Genomic DNA, 16,117 nt, shown 5'->3' on the forward strand with positions numbered 1-16,117 from the left:
CTCCTCTTTAACATTAACTGTTATTTAATAAACTTCCTTTTCAAAAAGTTTATACCCTTATTCCACCAATTTATTCCTTCCATATTTATAACAGGAATTTCTTTTATTTTTAGGTTATTTTTTCTTATCCATACATTAAATAGTCTTTCGCTTAAAAATCCAAAAATTCTACTTTGATAGTTATCATAGTTACTTATATCTATTTGACTTTCTAACTTAAATAAAATATCAAAGAGCCATTTGCAATACTCATCAAAATCCTTTTTTTTCATAATGAACATATTATATAAATAAAGCTTTTTTCCATTCATTACTTCATTAAAGCTTTCAGTATATTCACTGTGATATTCCTTAATTATTTCTCTTACCTTATTTAAATCCTCTATATGATGGGCATTTTTATAATGTGATTCTACTGTTTCAATATAATAATTTCTCTTACTTGGTAAAACTATATCAGCGTCTTTAAGTAGCTGTAATGCCTCTTCCTCTTTAAGGATTAGAGAAAATTTATCGTTTTGGGATAAAACTCTATTTACTAAAGGTTTAACTGTAAAATATCTTCTGTAGTGACTTAATCCTATATATTCACAATCTATATTTTTATAAACCCAATATAATCCTGTTAACTCACAGTAATTTGAATTTTTAATAGATATATTATCTCCTGTATTGTCACCTAAATATCCTAAATCATTCTTACCCTCTCTACCTACATGTAGCGGAATATACATTTTTTCCTGTGGCATTTTATAGTTTTTATGTGTAGCAACATACACCCTTATATCCATTACTTAAACTCCTCTTTTATACGTTCTATAGCAGCCTTTATAACATTATGCATATCATAATATTTATATTGGCCAAGTCTTCCTCCAAAAATAACCTTTTCTTCTTTTTCACTTAATTCTTTATACTTTTCATATATTAAACTATTTTTCTCATCTAATACTGGGTAGTAAGGCTCGTCCCCTTTTTCCCATTCCTTTGGATATTCTTTAGTTATAAAAGTATTTTCTCCTGTTCCAAATTCAAAATGCTTATGTTCGATTATTCTTGTGTATGGTGTCTCGCTATCAGTATAATTAATCACCGCATTACCTTGATAGTTATTAGTCTCTTTAAACTCAGTTTCAAACCTTAGTGTTCTATATTCTAAAACTCCAAATTTATAATCATAAAATTCATCAATCATTCCCGTAAACACTATTTTATCTGAAATTGCAACAATTTCATCTTTAATCTTAAAAAAGTCTGTGCTTAGCTTAACTTCTATTCCTTCTAATAGTGTTTCTATAAGTTTATTATATCCACCTACAGGAATACCTTGATATTTATCATTGAAATAGTTATTGTCATAGGTGTATCTAACAGGAAGTCGTTTTATGATAAAAGATGGCAATTCTGTGCACTTTCTACCCCATTGTTTTTCTGTATATCCCTTAATTAACTTTTCATATATATCTGTTCCTACTAAGGATATGGCTTGTTCTTCTAAGTTTTCAGGAGTCTTTCCTCCTAATACTTGTTTTTGTCCTTCTATCTTTTCTTTTGCTTCCTCTGGAGTTATTACTCCCCAAAGCTTATTAAAGGTATTCATATTAAAGGGTAGATTATATAACTCTCCCTTATAGTTGGCTATAGGTGAATTAGTAAATCTGTTAAATGTAACAAAATTATTTACATATTCCCATATCTCGTCATCACTGGTATGAAAAATATGTGCTCCATATGTGTGTATATTAATTCCATCTTTATTTTCACAATATACGTTCCCACCTATATGGTTTCTTTTATCAATAACCAAGCATTTTTTTCCTCTTTTTTTAGCTTCATGGGCAAATACTGACCCATAAAGCCCTGCTCCAACTATTACATAATCATATTTTTTCATTTTACCTTGCCCCTTGCTTTTTTATTACAGCACTAAAAGTTTTGAATATAATTTTTATATCCATAAATATACTTCTATTATCTATATACTGCATATCCATTTCTACTCTCTCTTCATAGGTTGTGTCACTTCTACCATTAGCTTGCCAGTTTCCTGTAAGTCCTGGTTTTACACTAAGCAGCTTCTCACCATATATACCGTAGTTTTTTAATTCTTTTTCTACAATTGGTCTAGGTCCCACTATGCTTAGCTCACCTTTTAAAATATTCAAGAGCTGTGGAAGCTCGTCCAAGCTTGATTTTCTAAGAAAGTTACCTACTTTTGTTATTCTAGGATCATTCTCTAATTTAAAGTTCTTTGCAAACTCTTCCTTTTGCTCTGGAGATAAGTTGTTTAACAATTCCTCTGCATTTATTACCATGGTTCTAAATTTATATATTTTTATTAAATCCCCATTATACCCAAGTCTTTTATGTGCAAAAAATATGGGACCTGGAGAATCCGCCTTAACTACTATTGATAAAATTAAAAATATTGGTGAAAGTAATATTAATCCTAAAAGAGAACCTATTATATCAACAGTCCTTTTTAAGATCTTATACACATTTTTTTCTTCTTTTACATTTATACTCAAACTTGAATACTCTACTTTGGGTTCTAGCATTGCTTTACCTCCTATTTTTATATATATTTTATAACAAACTTATTACTATAACGACTTTTATTATAACATATAACTACATATACTTTAATAACTCACTGTTTAGTATTTTATTCTAAGTTAATATTTAACTGCAGATTAATTCATATCTTGGGGATTGTCCTCTAAAAGCATCTCAATATTTCTTTCTACTATCTGCTGTACTACAACATCTGGATTTACAGAATTAACAAGATCAACATTCATATTAGTATCCCATTGATATACAGATTGACTAAAATGTTCAGATATAAAGGGAAGTAACTGTACTGTAAATGAATCTCTAAACATTAACAACCTAGGTAATGAACTATTCGCATTTCTCATATCCATTCCATTTACCAATCCATATATATCTTCTGTATAAGGCACAGATAATCTTTCTTCTCTAGGTTTAAGCATTATCTTCTCTTCTTTGTAATCCATAGGTACGCTCATCATATTAGCTAGATCTCCACCCCTTTCACTTACCTCTTTTACAACCTGAAACTCCTCTAAAGGTTTAGGTTCCATGCCAGGGAAATATTTACTTAAATTTTCTATCAAAATCTTATATCCATAATATGCTCCATATTCATTCCAATGAGTATCTGTAACATCATAAAGTCTTACTTCGCCTTTTTTGCTTATCAACTCATCTCTTAAATCAATAACATTAATATTTGAGTTTTCATTTAAATATTTAATTAACTGATCCATTCTGGTGTCTTTATTTACTATTTTATATTTTTCACTATAGTACTCCGGATATATACTCTCTTTATTAGGTGTAATCATTAGTACAAAAGGGACACCTTTAGATTCAAGCCATCTATCTTTTTCTTCAAGATTACTTTTAATTTTTTCTAGCTCTTCATCTGTAAACCTTGTTATCCCTCTATATAAATTTGTTAAATCCTTATCTCCATCTAATCCGTAGTATAGCCATCCTTCTTTACCTACAATTACCTTCTCAGTAGGAGATATACCAAAAATATTTAAATTAATTTTACTATTTAATCTTATTAATATATTTCTTAATCCAAAATTATTTGTGTAGTAATTTTCAACCTTATTTATTGCTTTAACTAAAATATTTTCTTTTTCATCTGAAGAATAATAGGTTGTATTCCTCTTTTCAGTATTTTCTCCATCACTAATTCCTAGTAAATTAAATAGATTGGGGGTAAATAGTATAAATATGAATACAAATATAACCCAGAAATTTTCCCTCTTTATACCTTTTATTTTTGTAACATAATCATAAATTAATATACTAATTATTGATATAGCTAATGCTATAGTTGCTATAATAATTATTTTTATAATACTTATATTACCCTTGCCTATTATGTTGCCGACTTCATTAGAATAAATATAAGCATCTATATCTATAGGATTAATTTTAAGATATTTATTTTTAACTTCTACTGTGTCTATATGTGGGGAAACATTGTTGAAAATACTTTTTACTTCATTTGCATCAAAGTTTATAGTCTTGAATAAAGTTCTTATAGTAATTTTTTTAATTTCTGTAGGTTTAGTATCATATCCAAAATGAATCTTAAGACCCTCTATATCTCTAGATGGTATGTTAAATTTTATATTAACTAAATTACCATCACTAACACTATCGGACTTTACAGACATTTCATTGTTATATATTAAATTATGCTCATTGGTATAAAATAGCATTAATTCTTTCTTATCTTGATGACTAGCCTTTATATCCACCTTTACATTCTTTCCCCATATCCCAACATAAGTTAAGCAAATAAATAAGAAAAATATAACGTAGATAATAATATTTCTTATACTGATAATTTTTTTTATATTTAATTTCATTGTGTTTTTCATTTATTCTCCTCATCCTTAAAATCTAAAATATATGAAGGGATTGTATGTAGTTGCCGCTAATGTTACTAAACATATTGCAAACAAGCCGAATACTACAAAGTTACAACATGCAATACATACTGGATTACTTTTTATTTTAAAACCAATAAGTTTTTTGATATATTCTAAAATTGGTGCTGAGAATAATATTGCCATTACTAAAATAAATATCACCTTAGAATTCAAGTATAACGAACTATAATACATGTTATTTGAAGGTTCAAATATAAACATGCTTTTTATATATTGAAATGCTTGATTTAAGTTATCTAGCCTAAATATTACCCAACCTATCATAACTACTATCATAGTATATATACGTCTTAATGGACTCCATAGTTCCTCTATAATATCACCAAACTTTGTTCTTTCTAAAATTAAGAATATACCATGGTATCCTCCCCAAAGTATAAAATTCCAACTTGCCCCATGCCATAAACCTGAAAGTAAAAATATAGTTATTAAATTAACATACGTTCTTAATTTACCTTTTCTATTTCCACCTAAAGATATATATACATAATCTCTAAACCAATTTGTCAATGATATATGCCATCTTTTCCAAAATTCTTTAACAGACTTAGAAACATAAGGGAAGTTAAAGTTTTCTAAAAAAGTAAATCCAAATATTTTTCCTAATCCTATAGCCATATCTGAATATCCTGAAAAATCATAATAAATTTGCATTGTATAGCATAATATACCTATCCAAGCTACTGATGTAGGTATACTTCCTTGAGATATATCAAATATTTTATCTGCAATACCTCCTAGCTGATTAGCTATAAGAATTTTCTTTGCAAAACCCAATATAAATCTTTTTATTCCATATGTAATTTTTTCACTTGTTATTTGCCTATTCTCTATCTCCTTTGCAACATCATGATATCTAACTATAGGACCAGCAATAAGTTGTGGAAATAGTGCTATATATAGTGCTAAGTTAAAAATGTTTTTTTGAACTTTTGCTTCACTTCTATATACATCTATTACATATGAAAGTCCTTGAAATGTGAAAAATGATATTCCTATAGGTAGATGTATCTTGCCAATATTTATAGGCTCATGAATATTTAATGTAGTAAATATGTAGTTTATATTATTTATAAAGAAATTCCCATACTTAAAAAATCCTAACATAGATAGATTGCATAAAATTCCTAAAACTAAAAATAACTTTTTCTTTTTTTTATGTTCAAAATTTTCATGCACCTTATAACCAAAATAGAAATTTATTAAGATAGAACTTATCATAACTAAGATATACTTAGGTTCACCCCATGCATAAAAAAATAGACTTGCTAGTAATAATAACATATTTCTATATTTTTCTGGAAATAGAAAGTATGCCGTAATTATTCCAGGTAAAAATATAAAAATAAATATAACTGATGTAAAAACCATTAATCTTCCTCCACATTTTTATATTATATAAACACTTATATTAAACTTAAAACTTTATTTATTCATAAAGCAATTATATTACATTTCAACAAAATATACTATAATAAACTATGAGCATGTAAATTTTAATAAATCTACAATAACTCCAACATTCCAAGCTTTTTATGTTTTTGTGTTTTTATGTTCTTATGTTCCTCATTACCTAAACCACTTATATTACTAGTATTAAATCCTCTAAAACAATTGAAATAAAAAGAAAGAGCAAAACATAATAAATATATTTTGCTCTTTCTTTTATGCTGTTTCTTCATTACTATCTTTGTTATTCTCTTCAAACCTGAACTGACCATAAGTAAAACCTTTAAACATATCAAAAGTTAAATCATTTACTTTCTGATTTTCTTCAATCCAATTAGTAAATAATTTAAATGGTTCTTCACTAAAATATTTTGAATTTACTCTAGGGAATCCTTCTAATAGATTAAAGCCTTCTTCCATAGCCCTTTTCACCTCTTCTAGATTATATCTATAGTAGTATCTATAGTCACTATTTAAAATTTCCCCTATTACAAAACTATTGTTCTCTTCACTTTTCCATATAAGATTAATTTTATTACTCATTATAATTTCCTCCTTCTCTCAGTCTTCTTATAGTTAAAATATTTTTCTTTATCATAAAATTTTATTATAAACCTTTTAATATATATTAAATTATCTTCTTTATTAATTCTATGTTTTTATTATGAAATTTATTTCTATTTTAAATAAAATAAATTTCGCAAGTATAAATACTTATTTTTTTAACCAATAATTAAACCTTTATTAGTATATAACTATGTGACACTAATTTCAAATATATTTATCCCATGACTACCATCACTAATATATTCTTACCAAATTTTATCTTTCAATGCTTGACCTATTGCATAAAATTAAAATGATGCTATAATTAGTGTTGGTTAAAAAATTAACAATGTTATTAAATTAGGAGGGATTTTAATGTTTACTTTTGATACATCGTTAAAAAAGATTAAGCATGAGGTTCTAAAACAAATTGTCCTTTTATCTATTAATGATAATCTAAATACCAAAGAAATATTCAATATTCATAAATTTATAGTTGATAAAGATACCCCCGCATATAGATGTTGTATTTTCAAAGAGCGTGCCATAGTAAATCAAAGAGCTAAACTGGCCGCTGGATATATGCCTATAGGTGATGAATATAGTGAGCTTATTGATATTAAAAATAATGAGCAAATTATGTACGTCATAGAGGCTGCTTGTGATAGATGCCCTATAGATAAATATACCGTTACAGAGGCTTGTAGAGGTTGTATTACTCATAAATGTAAGGAAGTATGTCCTGCTAATGCCATGATGACTGTAGGTGGTAAATCATATATAAATCAAGAGTTATGTAAAGAATGTGGACTTTGTAAGAAGATTTGCCCTTACAATGCTATATCTGAAGTTCGTCGTCCTTGTAAAACCTCCTGCCCAACTGGAGCTCTCAAAGTAGATGAGATCACTAGACGTGCTGTTATTAATGAAGAGGAGTGTATTCAATGTGGAGCTTGTATGACAGCTTGTCCTTTTGGTGCTATATCTGATAAAAGTCTTGTAGCTCCTGTGTCTAAAAAATTATATCAGAAAAAGCACAACATGATTGCACTTGTTGCCCCATCAATTTCAGGTCAAATGGGTAATAATGTTTCAATAGGTCAAATTAAATCTTCATTAAAAGCAATTGGATTTTCTGATGTGTTTGAAGCATCTTGTGGTGCAGATATGGTAACAATGCACGAAGCTAAGGAATTTGTAGAGAGAATGGAAAGTGGACAAAATTATATGACTAATTCTTGTTGTCCAGGCTTCTTTAGCTACATTGAGAAAAAATTTCCTACTGAGGTTTCTCACATCTCCAATACGGTATCTCCAATGATTGCAATGGGACGTGCCATAAAAAATGAAACTCCTGATGCTAAAATAGTATTTATCGGTCCATGTACAGCTAAGAAAGCTGAAGCTAAAAGACCGGATGTAGCTGGAGTTATTGACTACGTGCTAACCTTTGAAGAGCTTTGTGCAATATTAGATGCTTTCAATATAAATCCTGAAAACTGCAGTGAAGAGACCCTTGAAGATGGCTCAACTTTAGGTAGGGGCTTTGGTATGGCTGGTGGACTTACTGCTGCTATAGAAAATTATGTTAGCACAGAAAATATTAATATAGAATTTAAACCAGTAAAAGTTTCAGGTTCTACAGAAATAAAAAAAGCTTTAAACATGGCAAAAATAAATAAACTACAAGGTAATTTTATTGAAGGAATGATGTGTAATGGTGGATGTATAAATGGTGCTGGAGTCTTTTCAGATCCTATGACCACTAAGGGAACCTTTATTAAAGAAGGTAAAAGTTCATCTATAAAAAATGTATCTGATAATAAGGCTAATAAACTTATGGGAAAAGTATCCTTAGATAGATAAACAATAAAAAAAGTGGATTCTAAAATCCACTTTTTTTATTGTTTAAATTATTTTATATTTAATTTTATTTATTTCTTACAAGAATCTCTTTCAACTATGTTATATGGTAATCTGTAATAAGTCTCTTCAACTGGAATTTTATTTACAAGCTTTATAAGAAGTCTCATTCCCACAGAGCCCATATCGTATAGGGGACGAGAAACTGTAGTAAGCTTAGGATAAAATACTCCTGATAATGCTATATTATCAAAGCCTATAACATTTATATCTTCTGGTACCCTAATTCCTTTTTCTCTTAAAGCATTTATAACTCCAAGAGCTGATTGATCGCTTCCACATAAAACTGCATCAACCTTATTATCTTTTATAATATGAGTAATTCCTTCAAAGCCGTCCTCATATTTTAAACTTCCAAGATAAACTAGTTTTTCATTGAAACAATTCTCTTCATCCATGGCGTCTTTATAGCCATGATACATCTTTTTGTATTCAGTAGCATTTTCTTTAATGTATCCTATATATGCTATGTTTTTATTATTTTTTGAGAATAGATAATTTACAGCATCATAGGCAGCAGTATAACTATCTATACCTACACTAGGAACATCTCCTTCATCATCCATAGCACCTATTGATACTACAGGAGTGCCAACAGATTTTATAGCTGCCTTTATCTCTTTATCTAGACGGTCTCCCATATATATTATACCGTCTACCATCTTCTCTCTTAATATATTAAAACTTTCTTTTTCTCTACTCTTGTCTAGATCAGTATTACATAACATTATATTATAATTATAAATACTTGCTAAGTCCTCTGCCCCTCTTACAATCTCAGGGTAAAGGGAATTTGATATATCTGGTATTATTATACCAATTGTGCTTGACCTTTGAGTCTTTAAGCTTCTTGCTAAAATATTTGGTCTATAATCTAACTTGTCTATTGCATCTAGAACTCTTTGCTTTGTCTCTTGATTAACTACATCTATATCATTTAGTACTCTTGAAACCGTGGCAATAGAAACATTTGCTTCTTTTGCTACATCTTTAATTGACGCTGCCACTATATATCACCTCTCTTATTATTCTGCATATTTTTAATACATATATACCTTATCTATACTATAAAGTAAAGTATAATTATAAAGTTTAGATGGAGCAATCTATTATCATATTAACTCCATCTAAACTACTTAATATTTTAATTTAACATATTATTACTAAACTCTTTCTACATGTAATAATAACTTTTCACCATTAATTTTAACTTCATTTATAGCCTTATCACTATCATAGGCTACAGTTAATGCTAATGTATCTTTCTTTATTTGATTTTCAAATTTTCTTATTACATTCTCTAAGGCTTCATTTCCAGCAAAGTATAAGTTTATCTTGTCTGAAACTTCAAATCCTGTTTCTTTTCTCATATTTTGTATTTTGCTTAGAACTTCTCTTATGTGACCTTCTTCTCTAAGTTCTTCTGAAATATTTGTATCTAATACTACACCTATTTCACCTTCTCCAGCAAAAGCAAATCCTTCTAAGCCCTGCATTGTTACAAGTAGATTTTCTTTATTTAACTCTATTTCAGTTCCATCTACATTTATTGTAACCACTTCACCATTATTTACTCTTTGTGCAAGATCCATTTGATTCATTGATGCTATACCTTTTCTGATTCCTGGAATCATTTTTCCGTAAGCCTTTCCTAGTACTGGAAGATTAGGTTTTATTTCAAAATTAACATATTTAGAAAGGTCTGCTCCTAGTTCTACTTGTTTAATATTAAGCTCATCCTTAACTATGTCTCCATAATATTCTGGAAGTGAGTCTACAGATACAAGCATTTTTCCAAGTGGCTGTCTATTCTTAATATTAGCCCCATTTCTTGCACTTCTTCCAAGCTTAACTATCTTATATGCCTTATCCATTTCATCTTCTAATAACGCATCTACATCAGCTTTAACGTATTCTGGCCATTTACATAGGTGAACACTCTCTTCTGCATCCTTATCAAAAGCAACAACAAGATTTTGATATAACTCTTCTGTTATAAATGGTATAAATGGTGCAGCTATTTTAGAGAATGATACAAGTACTCTATATAAAGTCATGTAAGCACCTATCTTATCCTCTGTAAGCTCTTCACCCCAGAATCTTGCTCTGTTTCTTCTAACATACCAGTTAGATAATTCATCTACAAAATCTTCTAGTTCTTTAGCTCCTTGAGTTATTCTGTAGTTTTCTAAATGCTCATCTATGTTTTTAACTAATGTATTCAGTTTAGACATCATCCATTTATCCATTATATTTTCTGATTTAAAATCTTTATAATCCATTGGATTAAAATTGTCTAATTCTGCATATAGAACATAGAAGGAATACACATTCCATAGTGTTCCTATGAATTTTCTTTGAGCCTCTATAACAGCTTCTTCATAGAATCTTGATGGAAGCCATGGTGCACTACCAGTATAGAAATACCATCTTAAAGCATCTGCTCCTTCATTTTCAAGTACTGTAAATGGACTAAGTACATTTCCTTTATGTTTAGACATCTTAAGTCCATCTTTATCTAAAACGTGTCCTAGTACTATACAGTTTTCAAAAGGATTATTCTCAAACACAGTTGTAGAAATAGCAAGAAGTGTATAGAACCATCCTCTTGTTTGGTCTACAGCTTCAGAAATAAACTGTGCTGGGAAGTTTGCTTCAAATAGTTCTTTATTTTCAAAAGGATAGTGATATTGAGCAAATGGCATTGAACCTGAGTCAAACCAACAGTCTATAACTTCTTCAACCCTTGTCATTTCTTTTTGACAGTGTGGACAAGTAACCTTAACCCTATCAATATATGGCTTATGCAGCTCTATACCATCTGGTACATTTACACCTTTTTCCTTAAGTTCTTCAATACTTCCTATTAACTCTCTGTGGCCACATTCACATTCCCAAATTGGAAGTGGAGTACCCCAATATCTATTTCTAGAAATTCCCCAGTCAATTACATTCTCAAGGAATTTACCCATTCTACCTGTTTTTACATTGTCAGGCATCCAATTTATTTTATTATTATTTTCAATAAGTTGGTCCCTTACTGAAGACATTCTTACAAACCAACTTTCTCTTGGATAATAAAGAAGTGGTGTATCGCATCTCCAGCAATGTGGATATGAGTGTGTAAACTTCTCACTCTTATAAAGAATATTATTTTCTTTTAAATAAGCTAAAATCTTCTCATCTGCTTTTTTTACAAATATTCCAGCCCAAGGAGTTACTGCTGGAACAAAGTTACCTTCTCCATCTACTAGATTAATCATAGGAAGACCATATTTCTTTCCTAATTGATTATCGTCATCTCCATAAGCAGGTGCTATATGAACTATTCCAGTACCATCTGTTAATGTTACAAAGTCTCCATGAACTATATAAAATGCTTTTTCTTCAGGCACTTCGAAGTTAAACATTTGCTCATATTCTTTTCCAAGCAATGTTTCTCCTTTAAATTCAGCTACTACTTCATACTCACCTTGAAGTTTGTTTAAAAGAGTTCTTGAAAGAATTAGATATTCGCCTTCATGTAAAACTTCCACATAATCATAAGATTTATTAACAGCAAGAGCAACGTTACTCGGTAATGTCCAAGGAGTTGTTGTCCATACTAATACATATTTATCTTCGCCTTTTAATTTGAATTTTACATAAGCTGAGCTATCCTTTACATCTTTATATCCCTGTGCTACTTCGTGAGATGATAAGGTAGTTCCACATCTTGGACAATAAGGCATTACTTTGTGTCCTTTATATAATAAATCCTTATTCCACATTTGCTTTAAAGCCCACCATACTGATTCTATATAATCATTATGATAAGTTACATATGGATTTTCCATGTCAACCCAGTAACCAAGCCTTTCAGACATTTCTCTCCACATTTCAACGTAAGAGAATACACTATCTTTACATTGAGTAACAAATTCTTCTACTCCATACTTTTCAATCTCAGGTTTTCCTGAAATTCCAAGTTTCTTTTCAATTTCAAGTTCTACTGGAAGACCATGAGTATCCCATCCAGCTTTTCTTAAAACCTTATATCCTTTCATAACTTTGTATCTTGGGATTATATCTTTCATAACTCTAGTTATAACGTGACCTATGTGTGGTTTACCATTAGCTGTTGGTGGACCATCATAGAACGTAAAATATTCACCTTCATCATTTAAGTCGAAGTTCTTTTGTATTACGTCTTTTTCTTCCCAAAGCTTTAACATATCTTTCTCAATGTCCATAAAAGACTTTGAGTTATCAATTTTCTTATACATATATTTTTCCTCCTTACATAGTTTATCTGTACCATTTCTGGTTAATCTCATGGAATCTTTTAAATATTGTAAAGTATTATAGGCCTAAATTAATTTAATAGTATGTACTCTTAATTTTATCCATAGCATCCATTAATTAATCTCATATATCATGGATAAAAATTAAAACTCCGCCCTACTAAGGACGAAGTTACTTCGCTATACCACCTACAGTGTTAATAATTTCGGATACTAACATATCCTATTCCTTAACGCAGAAATACGGAAAAACTTACTGAATTTCAGTTCTCAGCTCCTAGGTGATCTTCCTCTAATTATTCACTATGGGTTTTCACCTACTCCCACTCTCTTTAAGCTACCTTTTAGAGTACTGTCCTGTTCTTAGCTATTATCTATACTATATTATAAATTAATTTTACATCTATTATATTATATAAAAATTTTAATGTAAAGGGCTTTATCTCTAATAACATACTAAAATATTATTTAATATGACTACAATTTTGTCTAATCTTATTATTATAGTCATATTATTAAATTAAAATGTTCTTTTCACATACCAAAGCATAAATTAAGCAAAGCTGTTAATAATTAAAATAGACTAAATAGTTAACTTTACTTAATTAGGAGGTACTAACTATGGTAATTACTTGGTTTGGACATTCTTGCTTTCTACTTGAAAATTCTCATGGAGAAAAGATCCTTATGGATCCTTTTAATAAGTGTTTAGGTGGAACGCCCTATAAAGGTTCTGTAGATATAGTTACCATCAGTCATGACCATTTTGATCATAACTATACGGATTTAATAAACCCTGGTGCAATTATTATAAACACACCTTGCTCATATGAAAGCTCTTCTATTAAAATTCAAGGCTTTCCATCTTATCATGACAATATAAAGGGAGCTAAGCGTGGTGATAATATAATTTACTTAATAGAAACGGATAACTTAAGACTATGTCATTTAGGAGATCTTGGACATATGCTAGCTGCTGAAGAATTAGATTTATTAGGTACTGTAGATATACTCTTCATACCAGTAGGGAGTAATTTTACCATTGCTCCTGAAATTGCTGCCACTCTTTGCAATAAAATCCAAAGTAAATTAGTAATTCCAATGCATTATAAAGTTCCACATATAGACTTTCCTGTTCATGGAATAGAAAATTTCATATCTTTTATGAAAAATGCTGTAAACCTAAAATCTCATACATTAACTATAAAACCACCTTTAGAAGGTGTAAATTTAGTTAAAATTTTTGAACTCTAATCTAGTTTTACGATTAGAGTTCTATTCAATTAAAAAAATATACATGTATTTGCTGTTATTTGTTGTTATATATCATTTTTTACCTTATAATTTAAGTAATAATATGAAATATATTCTATGGGAAAATATTGTTGAGAAAGGACTGTTAATTGATGAATGATAAAGCATTGAAAGTTTTATGTACACTTGCAACGGGAACAGCCATTGCTACTTCTATGCAAGTTATAGCTATAGCTGATCCAGCTCAAACTTCAAATTCTTCATACAACTCTACAGTTACAGGAACTATAACTGCAGATGTATTAAATATAAGATCAAATCATAATACTAGCAGTAGTATTATTGGTAAAATAAATTATAATACTAAAGTATCAATTCTAGATATATCAAATGGATGGTATAAAATTAAATATAATAACACTACTGGTTGGATTTCTGGAGAATATGTTAAACCAACTAGTAATTCTAATACGGTACATGCACCTAATAAAGTACAAGCATCTAAGAATGGAATCGTTACTGCTACTGCATTAAATGTGCGTTCTGCAGGTAATACTAACAGTAGAATTATTGGTTCTCTTTCTAAAAATGCTAAAGTCCAAATAATATCTACTAGTAATGGTTGGCACAAAATTAAATATAATAATACTACGGGTTTTGTTAGTGGTGAATACATTAATACTTCTTCAACTAATTCAAACTCAGGTAATGGTACTAATAATAACAATAGTAACTCTTCTACTGATAGTACCGTTAAATCTACAGGTATTGTTAATGCAGATGCTCTAAATGTTCGTTCTAGTGGAAATACTAGTTCTAAAATAGTTGGAACTCTATATAAAAATTCTAAGGTTGAAATATTATCAACCAGCAACGGTTGGCACAAAATAAAATTCAAAGGTGGTACAGCCTTTGTAAGTTCAGAATTTATATCAAAGAATAGTAATTCTACTAACAAGAATCCTAGTAGAGGTGAAGTTATACCACCTGAAGTAATTCCACCTTCTCACACTGTAAACGGTAAGGTTGCAATTGTTAATGCAGATGCTTTAAATGTCCGTTCTGGGGCTGGCACTAACCATGCTATCATAACTACAGTAAGATATGGTAGTAAATTACCTATTATTTCTTATACTAATGGTTGGTATAATGTTAAGGTAGGTACTACTAATGGATATATTAGCGGTGACTATGTAACCATATCTGATGAAAATCAATCATCAAATCCAATAGTAAAGGAAACTCCTCTTATACAAAGTAACTATACTGGTGAAGACGTAGCTTTAAAAGCTGAAGAATACCTTGGAGTACCATACCTTTGGGGCGGATTTACCCCTGTAGGTTTTGACTGTTCTGGACTTGCTCAATATGTGTACAAGCAACTAGGAATATCCTTAGAAAGATCCACATACTATCAAGTACATCAAGGTGTCATTGTTCATCGTAAGGATTTAAAACCTGGAGATTTAATCTTCTTTACTACTAATGATGATGATCCTAATGATATATCTCATGTAGGAATCTATAAGGGTAATGATTTATTTATACAAGCTCCTAAACCTGGTGACTGTGTAAGAGTTTCTAACTTAAATTCTGCTTATTACAGTAATAGATATTATATTGCTAAACGTATAATAAAATAGTATAAAAAATTTTAAATTGAGAACACTATAATTAATATCTAAGAAATTAGATATGGTCAAATATTTTGAAAGGAGATTCCGTGCTTATCTTAATAATATTAAGATTTGATGCCCTAGAGTACACGACCAACAGGAGTAGCACCGCAAAACTGAGTATGTTGAAAAGGGTGCAACTATTTAAGTTGCTTAACGGAGATTATATGGAAGTAGGAACAGTAAAATGGTTTAATAGTGAAAAAGGGTTTGGATTTATATCTATGGAAGGTCATGAAGATGTATTTGTACATTTCTCTGCTGTAACGGGAGATGGCTATAAGGTTCTTGATGAAGGACAAAAGGTTCAATTTGAAATAGTTAGTGGGGATAGAGGCCCTCAAGCAGCAAATGTTACAAAAATATAGATATATATTTTAAAGAAATATGTATTATTCATCATTATAGAGACACGATTAAAATTCGTAGTCTCTATTTTTATTCAGTTTATATAGGGCTCTATTGAACTATAAAACTATGTATG

General features: G+C 29.6%; 12 protein-coding genes and 1 other annotated feature. Of the genes, 4 read left to right on the top strand and 8 right to left on the bottom strand.

All coding sequences use genetic code 11. The features are described 5' to 3' along the window. Positions 1–20: 20 nt before the first annotated feature. From B3J31_RS03845 to B3J31_RS03870, 6 genes are all read right to left on the bottom strand, one after another. Positions 21–791, bottom strand: coding sequence for a DUF4422 domain-containing protein (locus tag B3J31_RS03845; protein ID WP_346873634.1), 771 nt, complete (start codon positions 789–791; stop codon positions 21–23). Continuing rightward, positions 791–1,894: a UDP-galactopyranose mutase gene (gene glf / locus B3J31_RS03850; RefSeq protein WP_035130887.1), complete on the bottom strand. Its 1,104-nt coding sequence runs from the start codon at positions 1,892–1,894 to the stop codon at positions 791–793. Before glf ends, B3J31_RS03845 begins: the two co-directional genes overlap by 1 nt. A gap of 1 nt (position 1,895) precedes the next feature. Next, positions 1,896–2,558, bottom strand: coding sequence for a sugar transferase (locus B3J31_RS03855; RefSeq protein WP_346873635.1), 663 nt, complete (start codon positions 2,556–2,558; stop codon positions 1,896–1,898). Between the two features lie 135 nt (positions 2,559–2,693). Further along, positions 2,694–4,430: an alginate O-acetyltransferase AlgX-related protein gene (locus tag B3J31_RS03860; protein ID WP_346873636.1), complete on the bottom strand. Its 1,737-nt coding sequence runs from the start codon at positions 4,428–4,430 to the stop codon at positions 2,694–2,696. A gap of 15 nt (positions 4,431–4,445) precedes the next feature. Continuing rightward, entirely contained in the window at positions 4,446–5,873 is a 1,428-nt protein-coding gene (locus B3J31_RS03865; protein ID WP_346873637.1) for an MBOAT family O-acyltransferase, read from the bottom strand. Positions 5,874–6,167: 294 nt separating this feature from the next. Beyond that, complete coding sequence (locus B3J31_RS03870) at positions 6,168–6,494, bottom strand: hypothetical protein (RefSeq protein ID WP_346873638.1); 327 nt, start codon at positions 6,492–6,494, stop codon at positions 6,168–6,170. Positions 6,495–6,872: 378 nt separating this feature from the next. Here B3J31_RS03870 and B3J31_RS03875 point away from each other — a divergent pair, with 378 nt between their 5' ends. Beyond that, positions 6,873–8,363 (top strand): 4Fe-4S dicluster domain-containing protein, encoded by a 1,491-nt coding sequence (locus B3J31_RS03875; protein ID WP_346873639.1) that lies wholly within the window; start codon positions 6,873–6,875, stop codon positions 8,361–8,363. Between the two features lie 68 nt (positions 8,364–8,431). On the opposite strand, the gene B3J31_RS03880 is transcribed toward B3J31_RS03875, so the two are convergent. Together B3J31_RS03880 and ileS are read right to left on the bottom strand one after the other, a co-directional pair. Next, positions 8,432–9,427, bottom strand: a complete 996-nt coding sequence (locus tag B3J31_RS03880; protein ID WP_035130868.1) for a LacI family DNA-binding transcriptional regulator — start codon at positions 9,425–9,427, stop codon at positions 8,432–8,434. Between the two features lie 156 nt (positions 9,428–9,583). Next, positions 9,584–12,685 carry an isoleucine--tRNA ligase gene (gene ileS, locus B3J31_RS03885; RefSeq protein ID WP_346873640.1) on the bottom strand — a complete coding sequence of 1,034 codons (3,102 nt, stop codon included), beginning with the start codon at positions 12,683–12,685 and terminating at the stop codon, positions 9,584–9,586. Between the two features lie 177 nt (positions 12,686–12,862). Beyond that, positions 12,863–13,077, bottom strand: a binding site (T-box leader). 247 nt (positions 13,078–13,324) lie between these two features. Between ileS and B3J31_RS03890 the strand changes: the two genes are divergently transcribed. The 3 genes from B3J31_RS03890 (at position 13,325) to B3J31_RS03900 (ending at position 16,001) form a co-directional block, all read left to right on the top strand. Then, a complete protein-coding gene (locus B3J31_RS03890; protein ID WP_150846224.1) occupies positions 13,325–13,957 on the top strand; it encodes an MBL fold metallo-hydrolase in 633 nt (210 codons plus the stop codon). 152 nt (positions 13,958–14,109) lie between these two features. Then, positions 14,110–15,600 (top strand): SH3 domain-containing protein, encoded by a 1,491-nt coding sequence (locus B3J31_RS03895; protein WP_150846223.1) that lies wholly within the window; start codon positions 14,110–14,112, stop codon positions 15,598–15,600. A gap of 200 nt (positions 15,601–15,800) precedes the next feature. Continuing rightward, positions 15,801–16,001: a cold-shock protein gene (locus B3J31_RS03900; protein WP_035130858.1), complete on the top strand. Its 201-nt coding sequence runs from the start codon at positions 15,801–15,803 to the stop codon at positions 15,999–16,001. Positions 16,002–16,117: the final 116 nt, after the last annotated feature.

Source organism: Clostridium sp. UBA5988 (assembly GCF_002435615.1).
Taxonomy (GTDB): domain Bacteria; phylum Bacillota; class Clostridia; order Clostridiales; family Clostridiaceae; genus Clostridium_J; species Clostridium_J sulfidigenes.

What these genes read in the sequence shown, in the direction of transcription:
- B3J31_RS03895 (WP_150846223.1), top strand. Translation starts at nt 14,110, where the DNA reads ATGAATGATAAAGCATTGAAAGTTTTATGTACACTTGCAACGGGAACA.
- B3J31_RS03870 (WP_346873638.1), bottom strand. Translation starts at nt 6,494, where the DNA reads ATGAGTAATAAAATTAATCTTATATGGAAAAGTGAAGAGAACAATAGT.
- B3J31_RS03890 (WP_150846224.1), top strand. Translation starts at nt 13,325, where the DNA reads ATGGTAATTACTTGGTTTGGACATTCTTGCTTTCTACTTGAAAATTCT.
- B3J31_RS03845 (WP_346873634.1), bottom strand. Translation starts at nt 791, where the DNA reads ATGGATATAAGGGTGTATGTTGCTACACATAAAAACTATAAAATGCCA.
- glf (WP_035130887.1), bottom strand. Translation starts at nt 1,894, where the DNA reads ATGAAAAAATATGATTATGTAATAGTTGGAGCAGGGCTTTATGGGTCA.
- B3J31_RS03860 (WP_346873636.1), bottom strand. Translation starts at nt 4,430, where the DNA reads ATGAAAAACACAATGAAATTAAATATAAAAAAAATTATCAGTATAAGA.
- B3J31_RS03875 (WP_346873639.1), top strand. Translation starts at nt 6,873, where the DNA reads ATGTTTACTTTTGATACATCGTTAAAAAAGATTAAGCATGAGGTTCTA.
- B3J31_RS03855 (WP_346873635.1), bottom strand. Translation starts at nt 2,558, where the DNA reads ATGCTAGAACCCAAAGTAGAGTATTCAAGTTTGAGTATAAATGTAAAA.
- ileS (WP_346873640.1), bottom strand. Translation starts at nt 12,685, where the DNA reads ATGTATAAGAAAATTGATAACTCAAAGTCTTTTATGGACATTGAGAAA.
- B3J31_RS03865 (WP_346873637.1), bottom strand. Translation starts at nt 5,873, where the DNA reads ATGGTTTTTACATCAGTTATATTTATTTTTATATTTTTACCTGGAATA.
- B3J31_RS03900 (WP_035130858.1), top strand. Translation starts at nt 15,801, where the DNA reads ATGGAAGTAGGAACAGTAAAATGGTTTAATAGTGAAAAAGGGTTTGGA.